Origin of the sequence: Ancylomarina sp. 16SWW S1-10-2 (genome assembly GCF_009669305.1) — a bacterium.
GTDB lineage: Bacteria > Bacteroidota > Bacteroidia > Bacteroidales > Marinifilaceae > Ancylomarina.
Map to the genome: position 1 here is coordinate 57,190 of NZ_SADB01000010.1, position 21,015 is coordinate 78,204.

Genomic DNA, 21,015 nt, shown 5'->3' on the forward strand with positions numbered 1-21,015 from the left:
ATAGTTTAATATCAGAACCGTTTGTGTTAACGGTTCTATATTTTAACCTATCTTATTGATAATTTTATATTATTTATCGCTTTTAGCAACTCTTACAAACTCAACAAAAAGAGGATGTGGGTTTATAACGGTACTCTTATATTCTGGATGGAATTGTACACCAACAAACCATTTGTGATCTGGAATTTCAACAACTTCTACCAAACCTGTTTCAGTGTTAAAACCTGTAGCTTTTAAACCAGCATCTTCAAACTGTTTAAGATATTCGTTATTAAATTCGTAACGGTGACGGTGACGTTCTGTAATATCTAATTTTTTGTATGCTTTTGCACAATTAGATCCTTCTTTTAAATGACATTCATAAGCACCTAAACGCATTGTACCACCTTTTTCAGTAACGTTCTTTTGTTCCTCCATTAGGTTGATAACAGGATTATGAGTTTGTGGGTTCATTTCCAACGAGTCAGCATCCTCAAGTTTAAGAACGTTTCTTGCAAATTCAATAACTGAAACTTGCATTCCTAAACAAATTCCTAGGAAAGGAACGTTATTTTCACGAGCATATTTTACGGCAAGAATTTTACCTTCAATACCTCTATGTCCAAAACCTGGAGCAACTAAAATACCTTTAAGGTCTTTTAATTCGGTAGCGTAATTGGCTGGAGTTAATTTTTCTGAGTGAATCCATTTTATATTAACCTTACATTCATTAGCTGCACCTGCATGAATAAAAGATTCTGCAATAGACTTGTAAGCATCTTTGAGCTCAACATATTTACCCACTAAACCGATAGTTATTTCTGATTTCGGGTTTTTATGTCTCTCCAAAAATTTAGTCCATGCTTTAAGTTCTGGTTCACCTTCTGAACTTAGTCCAAGTTTCTCAAGAACAATAGCGTCAAGTCCCTCTTCACGCATTTTCAATGGAACATCATAAATAGTTTCCACATCGATAGATTGGATAACCGCTCTTGGATCAACATTACAGAATAAAGCTACTTTTCGTCTTATGTCAGATGAAAGCTCATGTTCTGTTCTTAAAACCAATACTTCTGGTTGAACACCCGTTTCCAATAGAGCTTTAACAGAGTGTTGAGTTGGTTTCGTTTTTAATTCGCCTGATGCAGCTAGGTAAGGAACAAGTGTTAAATGAATAACTAAAGCATCATTTCCTAATTCCCATTTCAATTGACGAACAGCTTCAATATAAGGTAGTGATTCAATATCACCAACAGTTCCTCCAATTTCGGTAATAACGAAATCGAATTTATTTTTAGTTCCTAATAGTTTTACGTTACGTTTAATCTCATCAGTAATATGAGGGATAATTTGAACGGTTTTACCCAAATAGTCTCCTTTACGCTCCTTATTAATAACAGTTTTGTAGATTCTACCTGTTGTTACATTATTGGCTTGTGAGGTTGGCATGTTTGTGAAACGCTCGTAGTGACCTAAGTCTAGATCTGTTTCTGCACCATCGTCAGTAACATAACACTCACCATGTTCGTATGGGTTTAAAGTTCCTGGATCAACATTTAAATAGGGATCCAATTTTTGGTTTGTAACAGAATACCCTCTGCCTTGTAATAGTTTAGCTAATGATGATGCTATAATTCCTTTTCCCAATGATGAGGCTACTCCTCCAGTAACAAAGATGTATTTAGTTGCAGACACTTGTATGATGATTTAATGGTTGATTAAAACCACAAAAGTAGGCAAAATATAGCGTTTGGAAAAACTATTTCCCGAACTTAAAACGGTTAAAGGGAAAAAAACACCTCTCTGAATTTTCAAAGAGGTGTCATGTTTATTTTTTATAGATCTTATGGCATTTTAAAATAGATATTTAATTATCTAATTAACTGTTATTTAGCCAAATCGTCAATGAGTTTTATTTTTTGCTTTAATAAAGTAAGATTCTGTTTACCTTGATTTATTTTTTCTTGCATTTCCTTTAATATCGAACTTGATTTATCTGATAAAGAAAAGAAACCCATATTGTTTTCCCAAAGTATAATATCACTCTCCAATTGTTTAATTTTGTTGTAGAGTTTATTACGTTCATAAATAAGCGTATCTTCTACCTTTCTACCCTCAAGAATAGAATCAATTTTTAATTTGAATTTTTGAACTTCCAAATTACTAGAGTCCATATTCATTTTGTCGTATAAGGTATTTATAGCCTTCCCAAAATCATTTTGAATATGTTCTTTATTCTTAAAAGGAACATGACCAATTGCTGACCATTCTTTTTGGAATTGTTTTACCGTATTTAGATTTTCGTCATTGTCTTCGCTAGGAGTGAAGTTTAATACTTTTTCAATAACTTCTTTTTTTAGTTTGAGATTCTCAGTTTGCTTTAAATCTAAAGATCCAAAATGTTCTGATTTTCTATCGAAGAAAGTATCACATGCTTTTCTAAATTGATCCCAAATGTCATTGGAAACTTTTCTAGGCACATTTCCAATACTTTTCCATTTTTTCTGAATTTTAATTAGCTCATTGGTTGTTTGCTTCCAATCTGTGCTATTTTGTAATTCTTCAGCTCTTTCACAAAGGACTATTTTCAGCTTCAGGTTTTCGTTTAACTTATCTTTGTGCTCTACATAAAAATCGCGTTTATGATTAAAAAATAGGTCGCAAGTTTCACGGAAGCGTTGATATATAGAATTGTTATCTTTTTTTGGAGCAAAACCAATTGTACGCCATTCTTTTTGTATATCAAGCACCTTTTTAGAGGCTTCATTCCAATTTTGATGCGTATCAATATTTCCAGAAGCAATTTCTTCTATCTTAACACAGAGAGCTGTTTTTTTCTCTAGATTAGCCACTTGCTCTTCGCGAATAGCATTATAGAAATTTTGTTGGTTTTTATTTATAGTGTTCGATGCCGTTTTAAATCTATTCCACAATTCTTCTCTTTTGCTTCTATCAACAGGACCAACTTCACGCCATCTTTCATGTAGTTTTTGAAGATCGTTAAAAGCTTTTATTGCAGATGTTTCTTCAAGAAGTTTTTCAGCATTTTCACAAAGAGTTGTTTTTGTTTCATAGTTTTTGCGTAAATCTAAATCGCGCAATTCTCTATTAATTTTACTGTAGTCATAAAATTGCTCAACAGCATGATGGTAATTTTCCCATAAATGTTTTACCGAATGGGAGGGTACCATACCATAGTCTTTCCACCTTTTTTGTAGATCTCTAAATTCGTGAAAAGTTTTTTCGAATGACTCTTGTCCGTTGATTAATTGTTTGAGTTCTTCAATAATTAAAAGCTTTTGTTTCAGGTTGTTTTCCTTTTGTTGTTCAAAATTTTTCTGAATTTCAGCTTTCTTATCTCTGTATTTTTGTAGAAGTGCTTTTATTTCGATTTCCTGGTCATCTTTTTCAGGATGAAAATCTTCTTCTTTACCACCTTCTTTAACGAAGTTTCGTTTCAACTCTTCTATGGTAGCATTATGTTTTTTGTAAAAGTGAACCTTAATACTTTCCGCTCTTTCTTTAGAATCATTATCTAATTCAACATCGAGAATCAGTTTTAGCCTGTGAATTAATTCATGCTTTTCCATCGAAGCATAATCAGGTTTTTCCTGGAGTTCTGTTTTTGAATCTGATTCTAAATTTTCAGTATCAGGATTATCATCAGATTCAGTTTGTTCTTCCTGAATTTGAGTTTCTGATTGATCATGAGAAACTTCAGCTGTTAATTCTACTTTTGGCTCAGTTTCATTCTCATGTGAGGGCGTAAGATCTTGTTCTTTCATGTGCTTTTTATTGAAAAATAGGCTAAAGTAACCTATAAAATTGACAATATAGAGATTAGAGTTCTAATACTATGTATTACGAATTTAGGTATTAATGTATGAAACATCAAAGAATAAGTAAAAATATTTATTTGGTAGGATGTAATAAGTTGTCGCAAGGCTTTATTTTTAGGGAGTAAGAGGTATTTTACTGACTGATTTGTATTTATCTTTTTAAACAAAAAATAAATTTAATATATTTTTCAATGTTCATATTTTTTTGTTTTACTAAGGCTTGATGCCTATTTTTGAGCAAAATTTAGAAATGATGAGAATTGATATATTAACTGTTGTCCCAGAATTATTAGAAAGTCCATTGGGGCATTCTATTATTCAAAGAGCAAAAGATAAAGGTGTGGTTGAAATTCACGTTCATAATATTCGTGATTTTTCCGAGGATAAGCATAATAAAGTTGACGACTATGCTTTTAGTGGAGGAGCTGGAATGGTGATGCGATTGGAACCAATAGTTAAGGCAATAGAAAGTCTTACCGATCAGAGAACGTATGATGAAATTATTTTCACATCTCCTGATGGAGATAAATACGATCAGAAATCTGCAAATACGCTTTCTTTAAAAGAGAATATTATAATCCTTTGTGGACATTATAAAGGAATTGATCAGCGTATTCGTGATCATTTTATTACAAAAGAAATTTCTGTTGGTGATTTTGTTTTAACTGGAGGAGAATTGGCTGCTGCTGTTATTACAGATAGTGTTGTTCGTTTGTTACCTGGTGCAATGGGAGATGAAACGTCTGCATTAACAGATTCGTTTCAGGATAATTTATTAGCACCTCCTTTATATACACGTCCTGCTGAATTTAGAGGATGGAAAGTTCCGGAAATTTTACTTTCGGGAGATCATAAAAAAATTGAAATCTGGCTAGAGGATCAGGCCTATGAAAGAACGAAGCAATTACGTCCAGATTTATTGAATGAGGAATAAAAAAAAGAGCTGCAAATAGAATAATTTGCAGCTCTTTATTTCTAATAGTTTTCACTTTTTTCTTCAAAGTAAGCTTGAGGATGTTGACAAGCAGGACAGTTTTTTGGAGCTTTTGTACCATAATGTACATAACCACAATTTCTGCAGTACCAGGCAACTTTTCCGTCTTTTTCGAATACTTTTCCGTCTTCAATATTTTTTAACAGTTTTAAGTATCTTTTTTCGTGTTGTTCTTCAACTTTTGCAATTGTTTTAAATGCAGAAGCAACTTCTTTAAATCCTTCTTCAGCTGCTATTCTTGCAAATTCTGGATATAAATCAGTATATTCTTCGTTCTCGCCCATAGCTGCTGCCTTTAGGTTCTCAATTGTAGTAGCAATTGATCCAGCAGGATAAGTAGCTGTTATTTCAACTTCACCACCTTCTAAAAATTTAAAGAAGCGCTTAGCATGTTGCATTTCTTGTTCAGCAGTTTCTAAGAATAAAGCTGCAATTTGCTCGTAACCTTCTTTTTTTGCTTGCTTAGCAAAATAAGTGTAGCGACTTCTTGCTTGAGATTCTCCAGCAAAAGATTTTAGAAGATTTTTTTCTGTTTCTGTTCCTTTAATGCTCATATCTATTGAGTTTCGTTATGTTTTTTTAATATACAAATATTACTTTTTTTTTAGAATCATGGAAGTATTGTTAAAACTGGTTTTGTAATTTATAATCATATTAAATAAATTTTAGTCTATACCTTTATTAATGAAGAAAGTTGAACTCTCGACTTACAGAATGGTATGAAGTTATATGTGTTCTTTAAATAGCTCATGATTAATTTTGACCTTAATTTAATTTGGAAAAAAGTATAAGTCAGATTTATGAACTGAATTTGGTCCTGTTTTTAGATACAATGGGTTTTGTGAATTTTCACCAATACGCTTATTATCAGTGGAATCTATTTAGTCGTTATGAACTGTTTTCGTGTATTTATGCTTTTGTAAAGCTAATATTAGAGTTATAAATGGCAGTTTATATTTTACCCTATAAATACTATGCTACTTAAAAGAATTGTGATGATCTGAAATTGGTCTGTATAAATTTGTATATTGTTTGCTAAATATTTTTTGAGGGGAAATCGTATGATGAATAAAGATATCATGACAAAAGAGCAGCTACTAATTAAAATCAATCAATTAGAAGCTAAGGTGTCTGGATTAGAGAAAGCTGAACTTAAAAGTCAAATTTGGCTTGAGGCATCACCCTTATGTACTACAATACTTGATCTGGATTTTAATCTGCAATATATGAGCAGTGCTGGAATTAATCAACTTAAAATTGATGATATCACTGCATTTTATGGTAAACAATACCCTTTATCTTTTTATTCTGATTCGACAAAAAATATTGTATGCGAGAATTTGCGTAAGGTCAAAGAAACAGGTGAAATAATAACATTGGATGCTCCAATGCATGATGTTGAAGGTAATCGTTTGTGGTATCATTCAACAATAACACCAATTTATAAGGATAAGGGAGAACTCGATTATATCATGATTGTATCATCGGATATTACCGAAGGGAAGCAGACAGAAAATGATTTGCTTAACAGTGAAAAAAAATACCGTGAATTAGTTAATCGGTCACAAGAAGGGATTTGGGTTATCGACAAAAATAATGTAACCACTTTTGTCAATCCACGTTTGTCCCGAATGTTGGGGTATTCTTACGAAGAAATGTATGGGCGATCACTTTTTGATTTTATGGATGAGGCAGTAGTTAAGATCGCCAATGAAAATTTAGAGCGATGCCAAATTGGAATAAAAGAACAACATCATTTTGAATTTATTTGCAAGAATGGTAAGAGAATTTTTACTGAATTAGAGACCGCACCAATATTTGATAAGGACGGTAATTTTGACGGTTCAATTGCCGGAGTTCTGGATATTACAGAACGGGAACAGTCAGAAGAAAAAGAAAGAAAACATCAAAAGGATATTGATTTTTTAACGAAAACAGCCATGCAGTTTGTGGAATTTCCACTAGACAGTAATATTTATGATTTTGTTGGAGAGAAGGTTAAAGAATTTGCCGGTAAAGGCTCATATATTGTCGTTAATTCTGTTGATTCAAAAACCGGCTTTTCTACGGTTCATTCAATATTAGGAGCAGATAAATTACTTAAGATCATAAGTAATAAAGTGGGAAAAAATCCGATAGGAATGAAGATTGAGGCTGAGGATCCAGATATACATTGTAAAGATGGAAAATTGCATCTTTATGAAAAAGGTCTTTATGGATTATTGGTTAAAACGATACCGAAACTTATTTGTAAATCAATAGAAAAGCTTGCAGGAGTAAAGGAGATATACGTCATTGATTTAGTAAACAAGAATGAATTTTTTGGAAGTGTTGTTCTATTTTTAAAAGAAGAAATAGTTGAGCTTAAGAATAAACAATTAATAGAGGCATTTCTAAAACAGGCCTCAATTGCAATTCTTAAAAGGCAAGCTGAAGAAGCCTTAATGGCAAACGAAGAAAAATTGAATCTAATCATTAATTCATCGCCCATTGGAATATGTACTGTTGATCTCTTAGGTAATTTCATCACAACAAATTCGGCATATGAAAAAATGGTGGGTTATAGCGCAGAAGAACTTGTGGGAGTTTCTTTTTATGATGTGACACATCCAAATTACCGTCCCAAAAACAAAAAGCTCTTTCAGGATATGTTTTCTTTGGATACGACAGGTTTTTTCATCGAGAAAAAATATATTCGTAAAAATGGTGAGGATGTTGATGTCGCTTTATATGCTATTCCTATTGCAGATGCTAGTGGCAACATTAGGTTTAGTACAGCATTTGTAGAAGATATAACAGAACGGAAACGAGCAGAGATATCTCTTCGCAGAAGTGAAGAAAATTTACAAAACACTTTTAATATATCACCTAGTATTATTGCTAAAAGACATTTAAATACGAGTTTTTTTATTGAAGCAAGCCAGGCTGTGATACGATTACTGGGTTATTCTATAGAAGAATTTATATCGAAGTCATTTGTTGAATTTATTCATCCCGATGATAAGCAACGAACATTGGATAAAATTTCAAAAGAGCTAGGGGATAAGAAAGAGGCTTTCTTTGAAAATCGTTATTTCTGTAAAGATGGTTCGTATAAATGGTTGGGATGGCAAAGTACAAAAGCAGATGAAAATGGAATAGTTACTGTTGTTGGTGTTGATATTACTGAACGAAAAACCAATGAAAAAGAGTTGCAGAAGGCACTTGATAAAGCGTTGGAAAGTGATCGGCTTAAGAGTGCATTTCTCGCTAATATGAGCCACGAAATACGTACCCCAATGAATGGTATTCGTGGATTTATAGATCTACTAAATAATCCTAATTTAAGCCGTTCTGAAATTAGTTTATACTCAGATATTATTAACAAAAGTAGTGAGCGGTTACTCAATACAATTAATGATATTATTGATCTTTCAAGAATTGAGGCTGGAGAAGTACACATTTCAAATACAATGGTTTCTATAGAGAGCGTTATGAATGAAATTTATAATTTTCATTCTTCCGAAGCAGAACAGGAAGGATTGACTTTATCTTTAGAACCTCCAATGTTACCTAATCAGGTAAGCATAATTACAGATGGAGATAAGCTCCATGGTATATTAACAAACCTAGTTAAAAATGCAATTAAATACACTAAAGTAGGCTCAATCACTTTTGGCTATGCCTTAAAAAATAATTTTATTGAGTTTTTTGTAACAGATACAGGAATAGGTGTTCCTAAAGACCGTATCCATGCAATTTTTAATCGTTTTGAACAGGCTGATATTGGGAATCGAAGGGCTTTTGACGGTTCAGGCTTAGGACTTGCAATATCAAAAGCTTATGCTGAAATGCTTGGCGGAAAAATTTGGGTAAAATCAGAATTAGGAAAAGGAAGTACTTTTTATTTTAACTTGCCGTATAAAAGCGAAGTAATAAAAGAAAATTGTGCAAAAAATGAAGTTTTATCTCCTGTGGTAGAGAGCTCGATTAACAACTTGAAAATATTAATTGTTGAGGACGATGAAATATCAGAAAAGCTTATTTCTATTACTGCTCACAAATTCGGAAAAGAAATTATTAGTGTGAGAACTGGAACGGAGGCGGTGGAAGCTTGTCGGAATAATCCCGACATCAATTTGGTTTTAATGGATATTCAGTTGCCAGAAATGGACGGTTATGAAGCCACCAGAGAAATACGTAAGTTTAATAAAGATGTTATTATAATTGCACAAACGGCTTTTGCTCTTAATGGCGATAAAGAAAAAGCAATTGCAGCTGGTTGCCATGACTATATGTCGAAACCCATAGACTCAAATAAATTGAAGCTAATGATTATTAAATACGTGAACAAACAAGAGGTTTTTTAATCTTTCAATGTTTATAAATCAATAATATATAGAGCTTAATCTATTTTAAATCTATTGATTATGAGTTAATTACTCGTAAGTTTTATTTACGGGGATTTTCTTTCTAGACCTTACATGTTTTAAAGGGTATAATAGTTATTTGTTTTCTGAAGCTACTGTTTGATTTGTAATGCTCTGTGAGTTTCTAATTAGTAGGTATTCCTATTTTTTTATAAGTTCTATTGAAGTACATCTTTTAATCTTTTCTGCTTAGCTCTATCTTATTCACAAAATGTCCAATTTTCTTCTTATTTAAATTAAATAAAAATAAAGAGTATATTTATATCTATGAAAATTAAATATGCCTTTGTGATACTAGCTATTGCGTTTTTAGTAGTAATAACTGTGAATTCTGCAGGGGCGCAAATTCAAAATAAAGGAATGAAAGAAAAACATACGAATTCGCTTATAAATGAAACATCACCATATCTGTTGCAGCACGCACATAATCCCGTAAATTGGTATCCGTGGGGCGATAAGGCTTTAGCAAAAGCCAAAGCTGAAGATAAGCCACTTTTAATATCAATAGGTTATTCCGCTTGTCATTGGTGCCATGTAATGGAGCATGAGAGTTTTGAAAATGAAGAGATTGCTAAGCTAATGAATGAACTCTTTGTTTGTGTGAAGGTTGATCGAGAAGAACGTCCTGATATTGATCAGGTTTATATGGATGCTGTGCAATTGATTACGGGACGTGGTGGTTGGCCTCTAAATTGCTTTGCTTTACCAGATGGTCAACCTTTTTATGGTGGCACCTATTTTCCTTCGAATGATTGGGTACAAGTTTTGAAGGCTATTAGTAAGACTTATATTACAGAAAAGGATAAAGTCTTGAAATCGGCTGAGCAAATTTCAGAAGACGTAAGAGCTACTGGTTTGATTGAAGAGAAAGTGAATAATAGTTCTTATTCTATGAAAGATCTGGATCGAACTGTGAATGCTTGGAAGTCAAGTTTCGATAAAGATTACGGTGGTGAGAATCGTGCACCAAAATTTCCTATCCCAATTTCATTAGAGTTTTTGTTGAACTATTATTTTTATAGCAAAGACGCTGAGGTTTTAGATCATCTAACTCTGAGTTTGGATAAGATGGCTGAAGGAGGTATTTATGATCAAATAGGAGGTGGCTTTTCTCGTTATTCGGTAGATAAATATTGGAAAGTGCCACACTTCGAGAAAATGCTGTACGATAATGCACAGCTCTTGAGTTTGTATGCCAAGGCTTACCGATTGACGAAGAAACCGCTTTATAAAAGAGTGATTCAAGAAACGATTGGTTTTATTGAGCGAGAACTCGCACAAACCGAAGGCGGATTTAATTCAGCTCTTGATGCTGATAGCGAAGGCGTAGAAGGTAAATTTTACGTTTGGGAAAAGGAAGAGGTTGATCATGTTCTTGGAGATAAATCATCTATGTTTTCAGAATATTTTGAAGTTTTAGAATCGGCTAATTGGGAAGAGGGAAACATTCTTCATATCAAGAAAGATAAATTAGATTTGTTGAAAAAATATCAGATGACTGAAGCGGTGTTTGATAACTCAATTAAAGAATCTAAGGATAAGCTTCTTGTTGCTAGAGCTGAGAGAATAAGTCCAGGTTTGGATGATAAGTTTTTGACTTCGTGGAATGCTCTTCTAATAAAAGGATATATAGATTCCTATAAAGCCATTGGTGACGACGCCTATTTAGAAAAGGCCATTCAAATTGCTGACTTTATTAATGAGCGAATGAGTAAGTCTGGAGTTCAATTGTTTCGAACATTCAAAAATGGGGATTCTAGAATAAATGCTTTTCTCGATGATTATAGTTTCACAATTGAAGCATTTATAGCTTTATATCAAGTTAGTTTCGACGAAACGTGGTTGCAAAGAGCAGATGCTATGACTGCTTATGTGATTGAAAACTTTTATGATGATAAATCAGGAATGTTTTTTTATACATCGATAAAAGATGCTGAACTTGTAGCAAGAAAAATGGAGGTTATGGATAATGTGATTCCTTCTTCAAATGCATCAATGGCAGAATCGCTTTATTTGCTAGGAAATATACTAGGAAAACAGGCATATATTGGAATATCTGAGCAGATGTTATCAAATATGAAGGAACAGACCTTAAAATACTTATCTTATCATGGAAAATGGGCAAATTTAATGTTGAAACAAATTGAATCACCCTATGAATTGGTTATATCTGGTAAGAATGCAAAAAAGTTTCAAAGAGATTTTAATACTTCTTTCTATCCTAACGTCTTAGTTTTAGGTAGTGAACATGAAAGTGATTTACCTCTATTGAAAAATAGATTTAGTAATGAAATAACAAGTTTTTATCTTTGTAAGGATAAGGCTTGTTTCTTGCCTACATCAAATATTAATGAAATTATAAAACGTATTGATGTCAAATAAATTTAAGAAAAATATAGTGATGAAGAAATTTTTATTCTTGTGCTTAATTGCATTTCTAACTGCATGTGCTACAGTGCCAATTACGGGACGCAAACAAATGAGCTTGTTTCCCGAGAGCCAAATGATAGCAACAAGTTTAACCCAGTATGATAGTTTTTTAAAGGAGAGTAAGCTTTCTAGTAATAAAGAACAATCTGATATGGTTAAGCGAGTAGGAAAACGCATAGCTAATGCTGTCGAAATTTTTATGAAGGAGCATGGTATGGCTGATCGTGTGGCTGATTTTGCATGGGAATTTAATTTGGTTGACGACGACACACCTAATGCTTGGTGTATGCCAGGTGGTAAGGTTGTTTTTTATACGGGAATTCTCCCATTTACACAAACCGAAGAAGGTTTGGCTGTTGTTATGGGACATGAAATTGCGCATGCTATTGCTCGACATGGTAACGAGAGAATGAGTCAGCAATTGGGGATTCAGGCATTGGGAACTGGATTGGGTGTATTGTTAAATGAGAAACCGGCTGAAACGCAGCAAGTATGGATGACTGCATTCGGTGCTGGATCTAATATTCTCGTCACATTACCTTTTTCGAGATCGCACGAAAATGAAGCTGATAAAATGGGTTTGGTTTTTATGGCTATGGCAGGTTATAATCCTGCAGCAGCTGTTGATTTCTGGAAACGTATGGGAGAGAGTGGTGGACAAAAACCACCTGAGTTTTTATCAACCCACCCAGCTGATGCTACAAGGGTGAAGAATATTCAAGCTTTTTTACCTGAAGCGATGAAATATTATAAGAAATAGAAAGTTATTTTACTTTTAATCTTAGTAAGAGATGTTCGTTAGAGCATCTCTTTTTTTATTTATGATACAAAATAAAATTATATAATAATCATATATTCACTATCTTAGTAGTACTAATAGAGTTGATAATGAATTTGTTTGCAGAATTTTGAATGGCTCAATCCTACTGCCTATAATGTTTTTACAAATATACGTAGGTTAAATTTAATTGATTGTCTCCGTTAAGGAGTTAATGCCTATACACAAATATTATGAAAGAAAGTATTTTAAAAACTTCGATGTATGTATTGTTTAGTATAATTGTCGTTCTGGTGTTTATACTGTTATTTAGACAATGTTCGGGTAATGAATCAACAAAAGAGACTTCAGTAGAAAGTTCTTTGTCCCAAACAGATGTTCAAATGGATACTGTTAAGAAGGTTAATAAAACTGGTTTGAATGAAAAAACACCTCTTGTTGGATCTCAAAAAATAGGAGTTGCAGTGCAAAATGGAGTAGATGAGAAGAATTCGAATGGAAAGAATTTGAAGGAAACGTCACATTCTGTTGAATCTCAAAAAGCAGGAGGTTTGGGACAAGCTAGTATAGGACAGAAGAAGGTGAATTCTATAAAAACAAATGCTTCAACATTGCAGATGGGAAAAACCTATCAAGCTTTTGTTCCGAAAGGATCTCAAGCAGATTTCAATACACAATTTAATGAGTATGTGGTAAAAGAAGAGCAGTCGAAATCTGTAGAAAATCTTAAGACTGACATCAACAGGTTGACGGAAAAAGTGAATGTTCTTGATGCAAATGTAAAAGCTCTTTTAGAGAAGATGAGGTTGTTTTATGAAGAGAAAAAAAATAGAATGTTAGATGATGAGTCTGCCAAGAAAGAAACGGAAGTAGATTCGACTCGTATTCTGGATTCTTTAAATGTTGGTGATGGTTATAAGTATAAAGATCCGACTCATGTTTTGTCTGTGGGAGTTTCAACCTATGAAAAATGGACAGGCTTAGGATTTCAGGCGAGTTATACTTATCGTTTAAATAAGCTTGTTTCATTGGGAATGCAAGGAAAAGCATTTTTGAAAGATGGTAGTTACGAGGGAGATAGAGATATTTTCATGGGTTTAAGGGCTAATTTCCATATTTTACCATTGCTTGTTGAGGATTCTAGATTTGATTTATATGCTGGTGGTACTATTGGTGTTGATTTAGATAATAATATCGAGTCATTTGATACGATATGGTGTCTTGGTTCTTCCTATGACTTTTGTAGACATTGGGGTGTATTTATCGAGGCTGGTAATATGGGAGTAGTCGGATTAAGATTAATATTTTAAAGTTCTTAATTCAATTTATATTGGGTTGATATAAAAGAAATAATTAATATAAGAGGGAAGAGGTATCATTCGTATATCTCTTCTCTCTTTTTATGTTGTATCTACTATTGAAATTTATAAATTTGAACAAAAATTGAATCAATTATTTCTAATTTATATAAATGCACAACTCATCTTGTATTAGTTACTACTCAAATAATGTAACGAATCTTAATATCCAGATAAATAAAAATAAAAAACGCATTACTTATTTGTCAGTCGCACGTTTGCTAACATTCGTCATGTTTATTGCTTTTTTAGCTTTATTTATTTTTCATAAGCCAATTGTTATATTTTTAGGTTCTTCTCTTGTTGGTTTTTTAACTTTTCTTTTTGTTGTTAAGCTTGATTTGACTCTCGTTGCTAAACTTAAAATTCTTGAGAATAAATTAGCCTTGAATATAGGGGAGTTGAGATGTTTAAAGCATGATTTTGATGATCGATATCCTGGAGACGGATACAAAATTTTAAATCCTCACTTGGCAGATGATTTTGATCTTTTTGGGAAAGGTTCTCTCTTTCAATATTTAAATCGCTGTTTCACAAAACTTGGTAGGGATACATTTGCTAAATTTCTTTGTCAATCCGAATTGAATGGTGAAATTATAAAGAAAAAACAATCTGCTATTAAGGAGTTATCTGAGAAGAATGATTTTGTACAAAATTTTCAAGCACGAGCTATGCTTATTTCTGAAAATGGCGATGAATTGGTGAATTTACAAGCTTGGTTAGATGAACCAGTAAGTCAATTAAGCTTTCTTAAAATTGCATCTATTATTTCTCCAGTAATTAGTTTTTTATGGCTAGTTGCTATAGTGTTTGGTCCTTTTACGCTCAACTCATTGTTGATTCCTATTTTTATGAATATGCTTATTGTAGGATCAAATAAAAAACTAATAAATAGCGCACACTCACATTTAGGGAAATCATCATCAGTTTTAAAAAAATATGCATTTTTAGTTAAATTAACAGAGGATGAGCGTTTTGAGTCGGCTTATTTATCTGATTTTAAAGAGCAGCTTATTTCGCAAGAAATGAAAGCTAGTCAAGTGTTAAAATTATTTTCTCGTTTGTTAAATCTATTTGATTTGAGATTTAATTGGCTGGTTGCAATACCATTAAACGCCTTATTTTTATTCGATGTTCAAATCCTGTTTCAATTAAATAAATGGAAGGAGAAGCATAAGCAGTTTATTCCCAATTGGTTCTCCTTTTTGTCTAATATGGAGCCATTGATGTCTTTTGCTGTTTTTGCCTTCAATAACAAATCTTATGTGTCTTATCCAGAAGTTTTAGAATCAGATTTTAAGATTAAAGCTCAAGATATGGGACATCCTCTTTTGTCAACTTCAGTTAGAGTAAATAATTCTGTTGATTTTGGTGGAATGCCCTGTGTAAATATCGTTACAGGTGCTAATATGGCTGGGAAAAGTACTTATTTGCGTACAGTAACAACGAATTTAATTTTGGCGATGAATGGATCGCCTGTATGTGCAAAGCATTTTGAATTTACGCCATGTGAAATTATGTCGAGTATTAAGATTCAAGACTCGCTCTCAAATAATGAATCGTATTTTTATGCAGAACTTTTACGTATTAAGGAGGTTATTGATCATGTTGAAAATCAACCTAAAACCTTCGTCGTTTTAGATGAGATATTAAGAGGAACGAATACGAAAGATAAACAGTTGGGCTCTTTAGGTTTATTAGAAAAACTGATTAGTTTAAATGCTGTTGTTATGATTGCGACACACGACTTGTTGATTGGCGAATTGGAAAATAAATACCCTAAGTGTGTCAACAATAAATGTTTTGAGGTTGAACTTGAAAACGATCAATTAATATTTGATTATAAGTTGAAGAATGGTATTAGTCAAAAATTAAACGCTTCATTCCTTATGAAGAAGATGGGGATAATGGATTAGATTGAGAAGAATTGTAAATTTTAAAATAATTATAAAGGTATGCGTATTCTTAATGTTAATGAAAAAACGATAGCGGACTATATTCAAGCCAAGAGACCTCCCGTTGAAATAAGAGATGAGATTGATTTGGGCTATTCCTTTAAAAATAATGAAGTTATTCTTTTCGAGATTCGACCACAATGGGATGATGAATCAAAAAAAAGAGAATATCCATTTGCTCGTTGTAAATATGTGAAAACACAACAAATATGGAAAATATATTGGATGAGAGCCAATGGTAATTGGGAGCTGTATGAACCCAATTCATCGGTTTCAAACATTCATTCTTTTATCGAAATTGTTGAGTCTGATAAGCATTCTTGTTTCTGGGGATAGAAATTGAGTATTTAATAGACTCAAAAAATAAAAGAGAACTGTGGACGTATTTGCTTTTATTCATTTTAAGAATAATCTTTGTTTGTAGTCTGTATTTAATTGGAATCTAAGATTCGTTTTCATTTTTATGATTCCAAATTTCTTCGGGGATTTCGTCATCATCTTCTTCCCAAATGACTTGAGGTTTTTGTGGTCCTTCTTTTCTAAAAGCAATTGCATAAATTAGGCCTGAACAAGCTCCAAATAAATGACCTTCCCAGGATACATATTTGACAACAGGGAATACACCCCAAAATAGTCCACCATATAAAAAGGCGACGACAAAAGATATAGCTATTAACTTATAATAGTTTCTGAAAAGACCAGAGAAGAATAAAAAGGAGGCAAAGGCGTAAACCAAGCCACTAGCTCCAATGTGCCATGCTTCGCGACCACCAAGCCACAACAAGATATTTGTGGTAAATAAGCAATACAAAACAATTTGAAAAGCTAGCTGTCTGTAGAAATAGAAGATTCCCCAGCTTAAAGCAAATATGGGAATTGTGTTAGCTATAAGGTGTTCGAAATCGCTATGTATAAATGGTGAAGTAATAATGCCAAGCAAACCTTTTATTTGCAAAGGAAAAACACCTCCTTGATGTAAATTGATGTCAAGCCCCCATTCAAACAGTTTTACGCCCCACATTATAAAAACAAAAGCAATAGGGAATATGAGAGATTGTTTCGTTCTAATCTCTTGTAGTTTTTTGTTGTATGGTTTTTCGTTAATCAATAGATTCTGATTCGGTAAAGTCTATAACAGTTTCTGCTGTGTTTTTGGAAATTTCGATAACTTGTCCGTCTTTACATTCAATTACTCGAGCAGGAAATTTAGCCAATAAATCGTGCTGGTGTGTAGCCATTATAATCGTTTTGCCACTTTTGCTGATATCGTGAAGTAATCTAACAAGATCATCAGACGTTTCAGGATCTAAATTCCCTGTTGGCTCATCGGCTAAAATAATATCAGGAGAATTTAAAAGTGCTCTGGCGATTACAATACGCTGTTGTTCTCCTCCAGAAAGTTCATGAGGCATTTTATAACCCTTATTGTTCATATTCACCTTTTCTAAAACTTCAGATATACGAGATTTTATATCATTAGAATTTTTCCATCCCGTCGCTTTTAGAACGAAGAGTAAATTGTTTTCAACATTTCTATCGGTAAGTAATTGAAAATCCTGAAAGATGATGCCAATTTTCCTTCTTAAAAAGGGAACCTGTTTGTTCTTTATTAGAGGAAGATAATAACCTGCAACATTGCCAGATCCATCTTTTAAAGGTAGTTCAGCATATAAGGTTTTTAGTAAGCTACTTTTCCCACTACCAACTCGGCCAATAAGATAGACGAATTCCCCTTTTTCAATTTCAAGATCTACATCCTTTAAAATGATATTATCAGATTGTCGAATAATAGCATTGTTTAGTTTTATGATAGGCGTTTCAGTCATTGTTATTTTGTTATTATGCTGTGATTGGACTTTAGTGCAACATTAGAGCCTCTATCTTACAAATCTAAAAAATTATTTCGCATGATCTTTCCTTCCTTTAAAATTTATCTAAATCTCAAAACAATTATTCATAATTGAGCAATTTATGCTATTTTATGACGTTCTTTTAATGAGGATAATATTTTGCGTTAAAACCATGTTTTTTTATTAGAGCTGCTATCAGTTTAGTATCTTTAAGCACATTTTTAAAATGTTAATTTCAATCTCATATTATATTTGACAATATGCGCCTTCGATTTATACTTTCCATCATATTTATATTCGTATTAAGTTACCCATTTAAAAGTTCACAGGCTCAAAATAATGTGAACGCACAAGGGTACTCTGATAATTGGACAAAAGGACATGATTTGTTTAAACGTAAAGACTTTGGTGGTGCTAGATATTGTTTCCAGATTGTGTCGGAAAACGAAAAAGAATTTTCGGATAGAAAAATAGAGGCAGAATTCTATTTGGCTTATTGTGCTATCGAACTTTCTCGACCAGAGGCTGAGAAAAAAATGTTGCATTTTTTGGATAGGTATCCAGGGAATACACATGTTAATGAGGCGTATTTTCAATTAGCAAGACAACAGTACAAACAAGGAAAGTACGAGAAAGCAATAGGATGGTTGGATAGAACAGATGCTTATCAGGTTGGTCAGGAAAATGAGGATGAGTATTTGTTTATAAAGGGCTATTCCTATTTTAAGACCAAAGATCTAGATCAAGCGGTAAAATATTTTTTTGATCTTATCGATAAAAAAGGAGAATATCAGTTGCCTGCCAATTATTATTATGCGCATATCGCTTACGAAGTTGGAAATTATCAAACCGCATTAAATGCTTTTGAAAAACTTGCTGATGATGATAAATATTCACCATTGATTCCATATTATATTACTCAAATATATTTTCTGCAAGAGAAATACGATAAATTGCTTGGTTATGCGCCTAAACTTCTCGAGAAAAAAGGTGTTGAAAGAGTTGCTGAAATTTCTAAAATGATTGGTTTAGCTTATTATAATCAAAAAGATTATTCGAATGCTATTTTATATTTAAATAGCTATGAAGCCGATTTGAATAGAGAGGAGATTTTTGCTTTAGCAGTCTCATATTATAAGCAAAAAGATTATAAGAATGCGAGTCTGTTATTTTCTAAAATAAAAGATAAAGGTGATGCTATTTTTCAGATATCAAATTACAATTTAGCTGACTGCTTTTTGAAATTAAATGATAAAGGAAAAGCAAAGGCGGCTTTTAAAAAGGCTGCTGAAGTTGATGCTGATGAATTATTAAAGAAAAGTGCGCTATTTAACTTTGCCAAGATAAGTTATGAGTTATCTATAGCTGATGTGAACGAAACAATTAGTGCGTTCGATGATTACTTGACTCTTTATCCTAATTCGGACGAAAATGATGAGGCTTATGATTTTTTAGTAAGTGTATATATGAGCACAAAGAGTTATGAGCAGGCTTTAGTGTCGATGGATAAAATTCTTAAAAAATCTCCACGTATAGAAGAAGCATATCAACGTGTTGCCTATTTTTATGCTTTAGAATTGTTCAAAAAGTCAAATTATGAACAGTCTCTTCAATATTTAAATAAGTCGTTAGTTTATAAAATATACGACAGAGATATAGCTGCCGATTGTTTGTATTGGAAGGCTGAAACTTATTATAGAACAGAAAATTTTATTGTAGCCATTAAGAATTATCAAGAATTTATTCAAACACCAGGTGTTGGTAATTCTAAGTATTTTAATAATGCCTATTACAATTTAGGATATTGCGAGTTTGAATTGGATTCTTACTCTAAAGCGATAAAATGGTTTCGTAAGTATGAACAATTAATGGATGGTGAGACTTCCGAATATTTGACTGATGTTCAGAATAGAATTGGTGATTGTTATTTTCTAGAAAGAAATTACGAGAAGGCTTCAGAGTATTATTCTAAAGCAATTGTTGCTGATAACTGGTCTACAGACTATGCTGTGTATCAAAATGCTTTATCGAAAGGTTTGTTGGGGCAAGTGGATATGAAAATTACTCTTTTAAAGGATTTCTCCCAGAAATTCAAAAAATCAGACTATAAAGATGATGCCTTGTTTGAATTAGCAAAAGCTAAAATTAAAAAAGGGGATGAGAACGAAGCTTTGTCTATTTATAACAGTTTAATTCTAGAATATCCACAGAGCGAATATACGGCTAAAACGCTACTACAAATAGGTCAACTCAATTATAATAGGAAGACTTATCCAGAATCCATAAGGAATTATAAATTGGTTATTTTGGATTATCCCAATAGTAGCGAATCGAAAAGTGCTTTAATGGGACTGAAGAATGTCTACATCGATATGAATAATGTTCAGACTTATTTTGCCTTTGCAGAATCATTGGGAAAGGGTAATGCTGTTAAGTCTTCCGAGAAGGATTCTTTAGTTTATTTGTCGGCAGAGCGCTTATATATGGATGGTCAGAATGAAAAATCGACAAAAGCCTTTGCGGAATATCTTATAGACTATCCTAATGGTATGTTTCGAATAAATGCGGCTTATTATCAAGGTGAATCGGCTTTTAATCGAGAAAATTATACTAAAGCCTTAAATGCTTTTACGATTGTTTTAGAAACAGAAGATAATCTGTTTACAGAAAAAGCTTTATTGGGCGTCTCTCAAATTTACTATAAGAATGAGGAATATTCAAAAGCCAAGGGCTATTTTCAACTGCTTAAACAAAAGGCTACAATTAATGAAAATAAACTAATAGCTAATTGGGGTCTGTTTAGATGTTATTATGAGTTGAAAAATTATTCTGATCTGATAGCAGAGTCGCATGATCTATTACTATCTCCAGAAACGGGTGAGCAGGGTAAAAAAGAAATATTGTATAAGCGAGCTAAAGCATACTTAGCTATTGGCAATGATGAATTGGCTAAAAACGATTTAGTAAAATTAGCTAATGAAGTTCAATCTGTTGAAGGTGCTGAATCTCGATTTTTATTAGCAGACTTGTTTTATAGAGCTCATAATATTGTTGAAGCTGAGAAGCTTGTGAATGAATTTATTGATATGAATTCGCCTCACCATTATTGGCTAGGGAAAAGTTTTATTCTACTTTCGGATATTTTTGTGGCTAAAAAAGATTTGTTCCAAGCTCGTTATACCTTGAAAAGTGTTATCGATAATTATGCGATAAAGGACGATGGAATTATTGAGGCTGCTATGGTAAAGCTGAAACCAATACAGGATGATAAGGATAAAAAAGCGAGCGATTTAGATAAAGAAGAAACAAAGATAATTCAACAAAAAGAACTTAAAGAAAAGAAATACAATAAGGCCGATTCTTTATCTGTAAATGATGCCAAATCAATGTTGAATGAAATGGTTGGCGAGCTTGAAGATTAGG

The 21,015-nt window shown here is 32.6% G+C and carries 13 protein-coding genes; 8 read left to right on the plus strand and 5 right to left on the minus strand.

Annotated elements, in window-relative coordinates; translation table 11 throughout:
• Positions 1-69: 69 nt before the first annotated feature.
• Positions 70-1,674: a CTP synthase gene (locus EMN46_RS09945; protein WP_368667518.1), complete on the minus strand. Its 1,605-nt coding sequence runs from the start codon at positions 1,672-1,674 to the stop codon at positions 70-72.
• 191 nt (positions 1,675-1,865) lie between these two features.
• Complete coding sequence (locus EMN46_RS09950; protein ID WP_154200654.1) at positions 1,866-3,764, minus strand: DUF349 domain-containing protein; 1,899 nt, start codon at positions 3,762-3,764, stop codon at positions 1,866-1,868.
• Positions 3,765-4,071: 307 nt separating this feature from the next.
• Here EMN46_RS09950 and trmD point away from each other — a divergent pair, with 307 nt between their 5' ends.
• Positions 4,072-4,752, plus strand: coding sequence for a tRNA (guanosine(37)-N1)-methyltransferase TrmD (gene trmD, locus EMN46_RS09955; protein ID WP_154200655.1), 681 nt, complete (start codon positions 4,072-4,074; stop codon positions 4,750-4,752).
• A gap of 41 nt (positions 4,753-4,793) precedes the next feature.
• On the opposite strand, the gene rbr is transcribed toward trmD, so the two are convergent.
• On the minus strand, positions 4,794-5,366 hold the full coding sequence (gene rbr / locus EMN46_RS09960; RefSeq protein ID WP_154200656.1) for a rubrerythrin: 573 nt from the start codon (positions 5,364-5,366) through the stop codon (positions 4,794-4,796).
• A 525-nt stretch (positions 5,367-5,891) separates the two neighbouring features.
• On the opposite strand from rbr, the gene EMN46_RS09965 reads away from it, so the two are divergent.
• From EMN46_RS09965 to EMN46_RS09990, 6 genes are all read left to right on the plus strand, one after another.
• The gene (locus EMN46_RS09965) at positions 5,892-9,161 is read left to right on the plus strand and encodes a PAS domain S-box protein (protein ID WP_195715237.1); all 3,270 of its coding nucleotides are present in this window, start codon (positions 5,892-5,894) and stop codon (positions 9,159-9,161) included.
• A 327-nt stretch (positions 9,162-9,488) separates the two neighbouring features.
• Entirely contained in the window at positions 9,489-11,603 is a 2,115-nt protein-coding gene (locus EMN46_RS09970; protein ID WP_154200658.1) for a thioredoxin domain-containing protein, read from the plus strand.
• 19 nt (positions 11,604-11,622) lie between these two features.
• Positions 11,623-12,411, plus strand: coding sequence for a M48 family metallopeptidase (locus tag EMN46_RS09975; protein WP_154200659.1), 789 nt, complete (start codon positions 11,623-11,625; stop codon positions 12,409-12,411).
• A gap of 251 nt (positions 12,412-12,662) precedes the next feature.
• A complete protein-coding gene (locus EMN46_RS09980; protein ID WP_154200660.1) occupies positions 12,663-13,739 on the plus strand; it encodes a hypothetical protein in 1,077 nt (358 codons plus the stop codon).
• 161 nt (positions 13,740-13,900) lie between these two features.
• Complete coding sequence (locus EMN46_RS09985; protein WP_154200661.1) at positions 13,901-15,703, plus strand: hypothetical protein; 1,803 nt, start codon at positions 13,901-13,903, stop codon at positions 15,701-15,703.
• A 39-nt stretch (positions 15,704-15,742) separates the two neighbouring features.
• Positions 15,743-16,078, plus strand: a complete 336-nt coding sequence (locus EMN46_RS09990) for a DUF3024 domain-containing protein (protein WP_154200662.1) — start codon at positions 15,743-15,745, stop codon at positions 16,076-16,078.
• Between the two features lie 106 nt (positions 16,079-16,184).
• On the opposite strand, the gene EMN46_RS09995 is transcribed toward EMN46_RS09990, so the two are convergent.
• A complete protein-coding gene (locus EMN46_RS09995) occupies positions 16,185-16,850 on the minus strand; it encodes a rhomboid family intramembrane serine protease (protein WP_229130331.1) in 666 nt (221 codons plus the stop codon).
• Positions 16,843-17,568 (minus strand): cell division ATP-binding protein FtsE, encoded by a 726-nt coding sequence (locus EMN46_RS10000; protein ID WP_154200663.1) that lies wholly within the window; start codon positions 17,566-17,568, stop codon positions 16,843-16,845. Before EMN46_RS10000 ends, EMN46_RS09995 begins: the two co-directional genes overlap by 8 nt.
• Positions 17,569-17,933: 365 nt before the next feature.
• Between EMN46_RS10000 and EMN46_RS10005 the strand changes: the two genes are divergently transcribed.
• Positions 17,934-21,014, plus strand: a complete 3,081-nt coding sequence (locus tag EMN46_RS10005) for a tetratricopeptide repeat protein (protein WP_195715238.1) — start codon at positions 17,934-17,936, stop codon at positions 21,012-21,014.
• The last annotated feature ends 1 nt before the right edge of the window (position 21,015 follow it).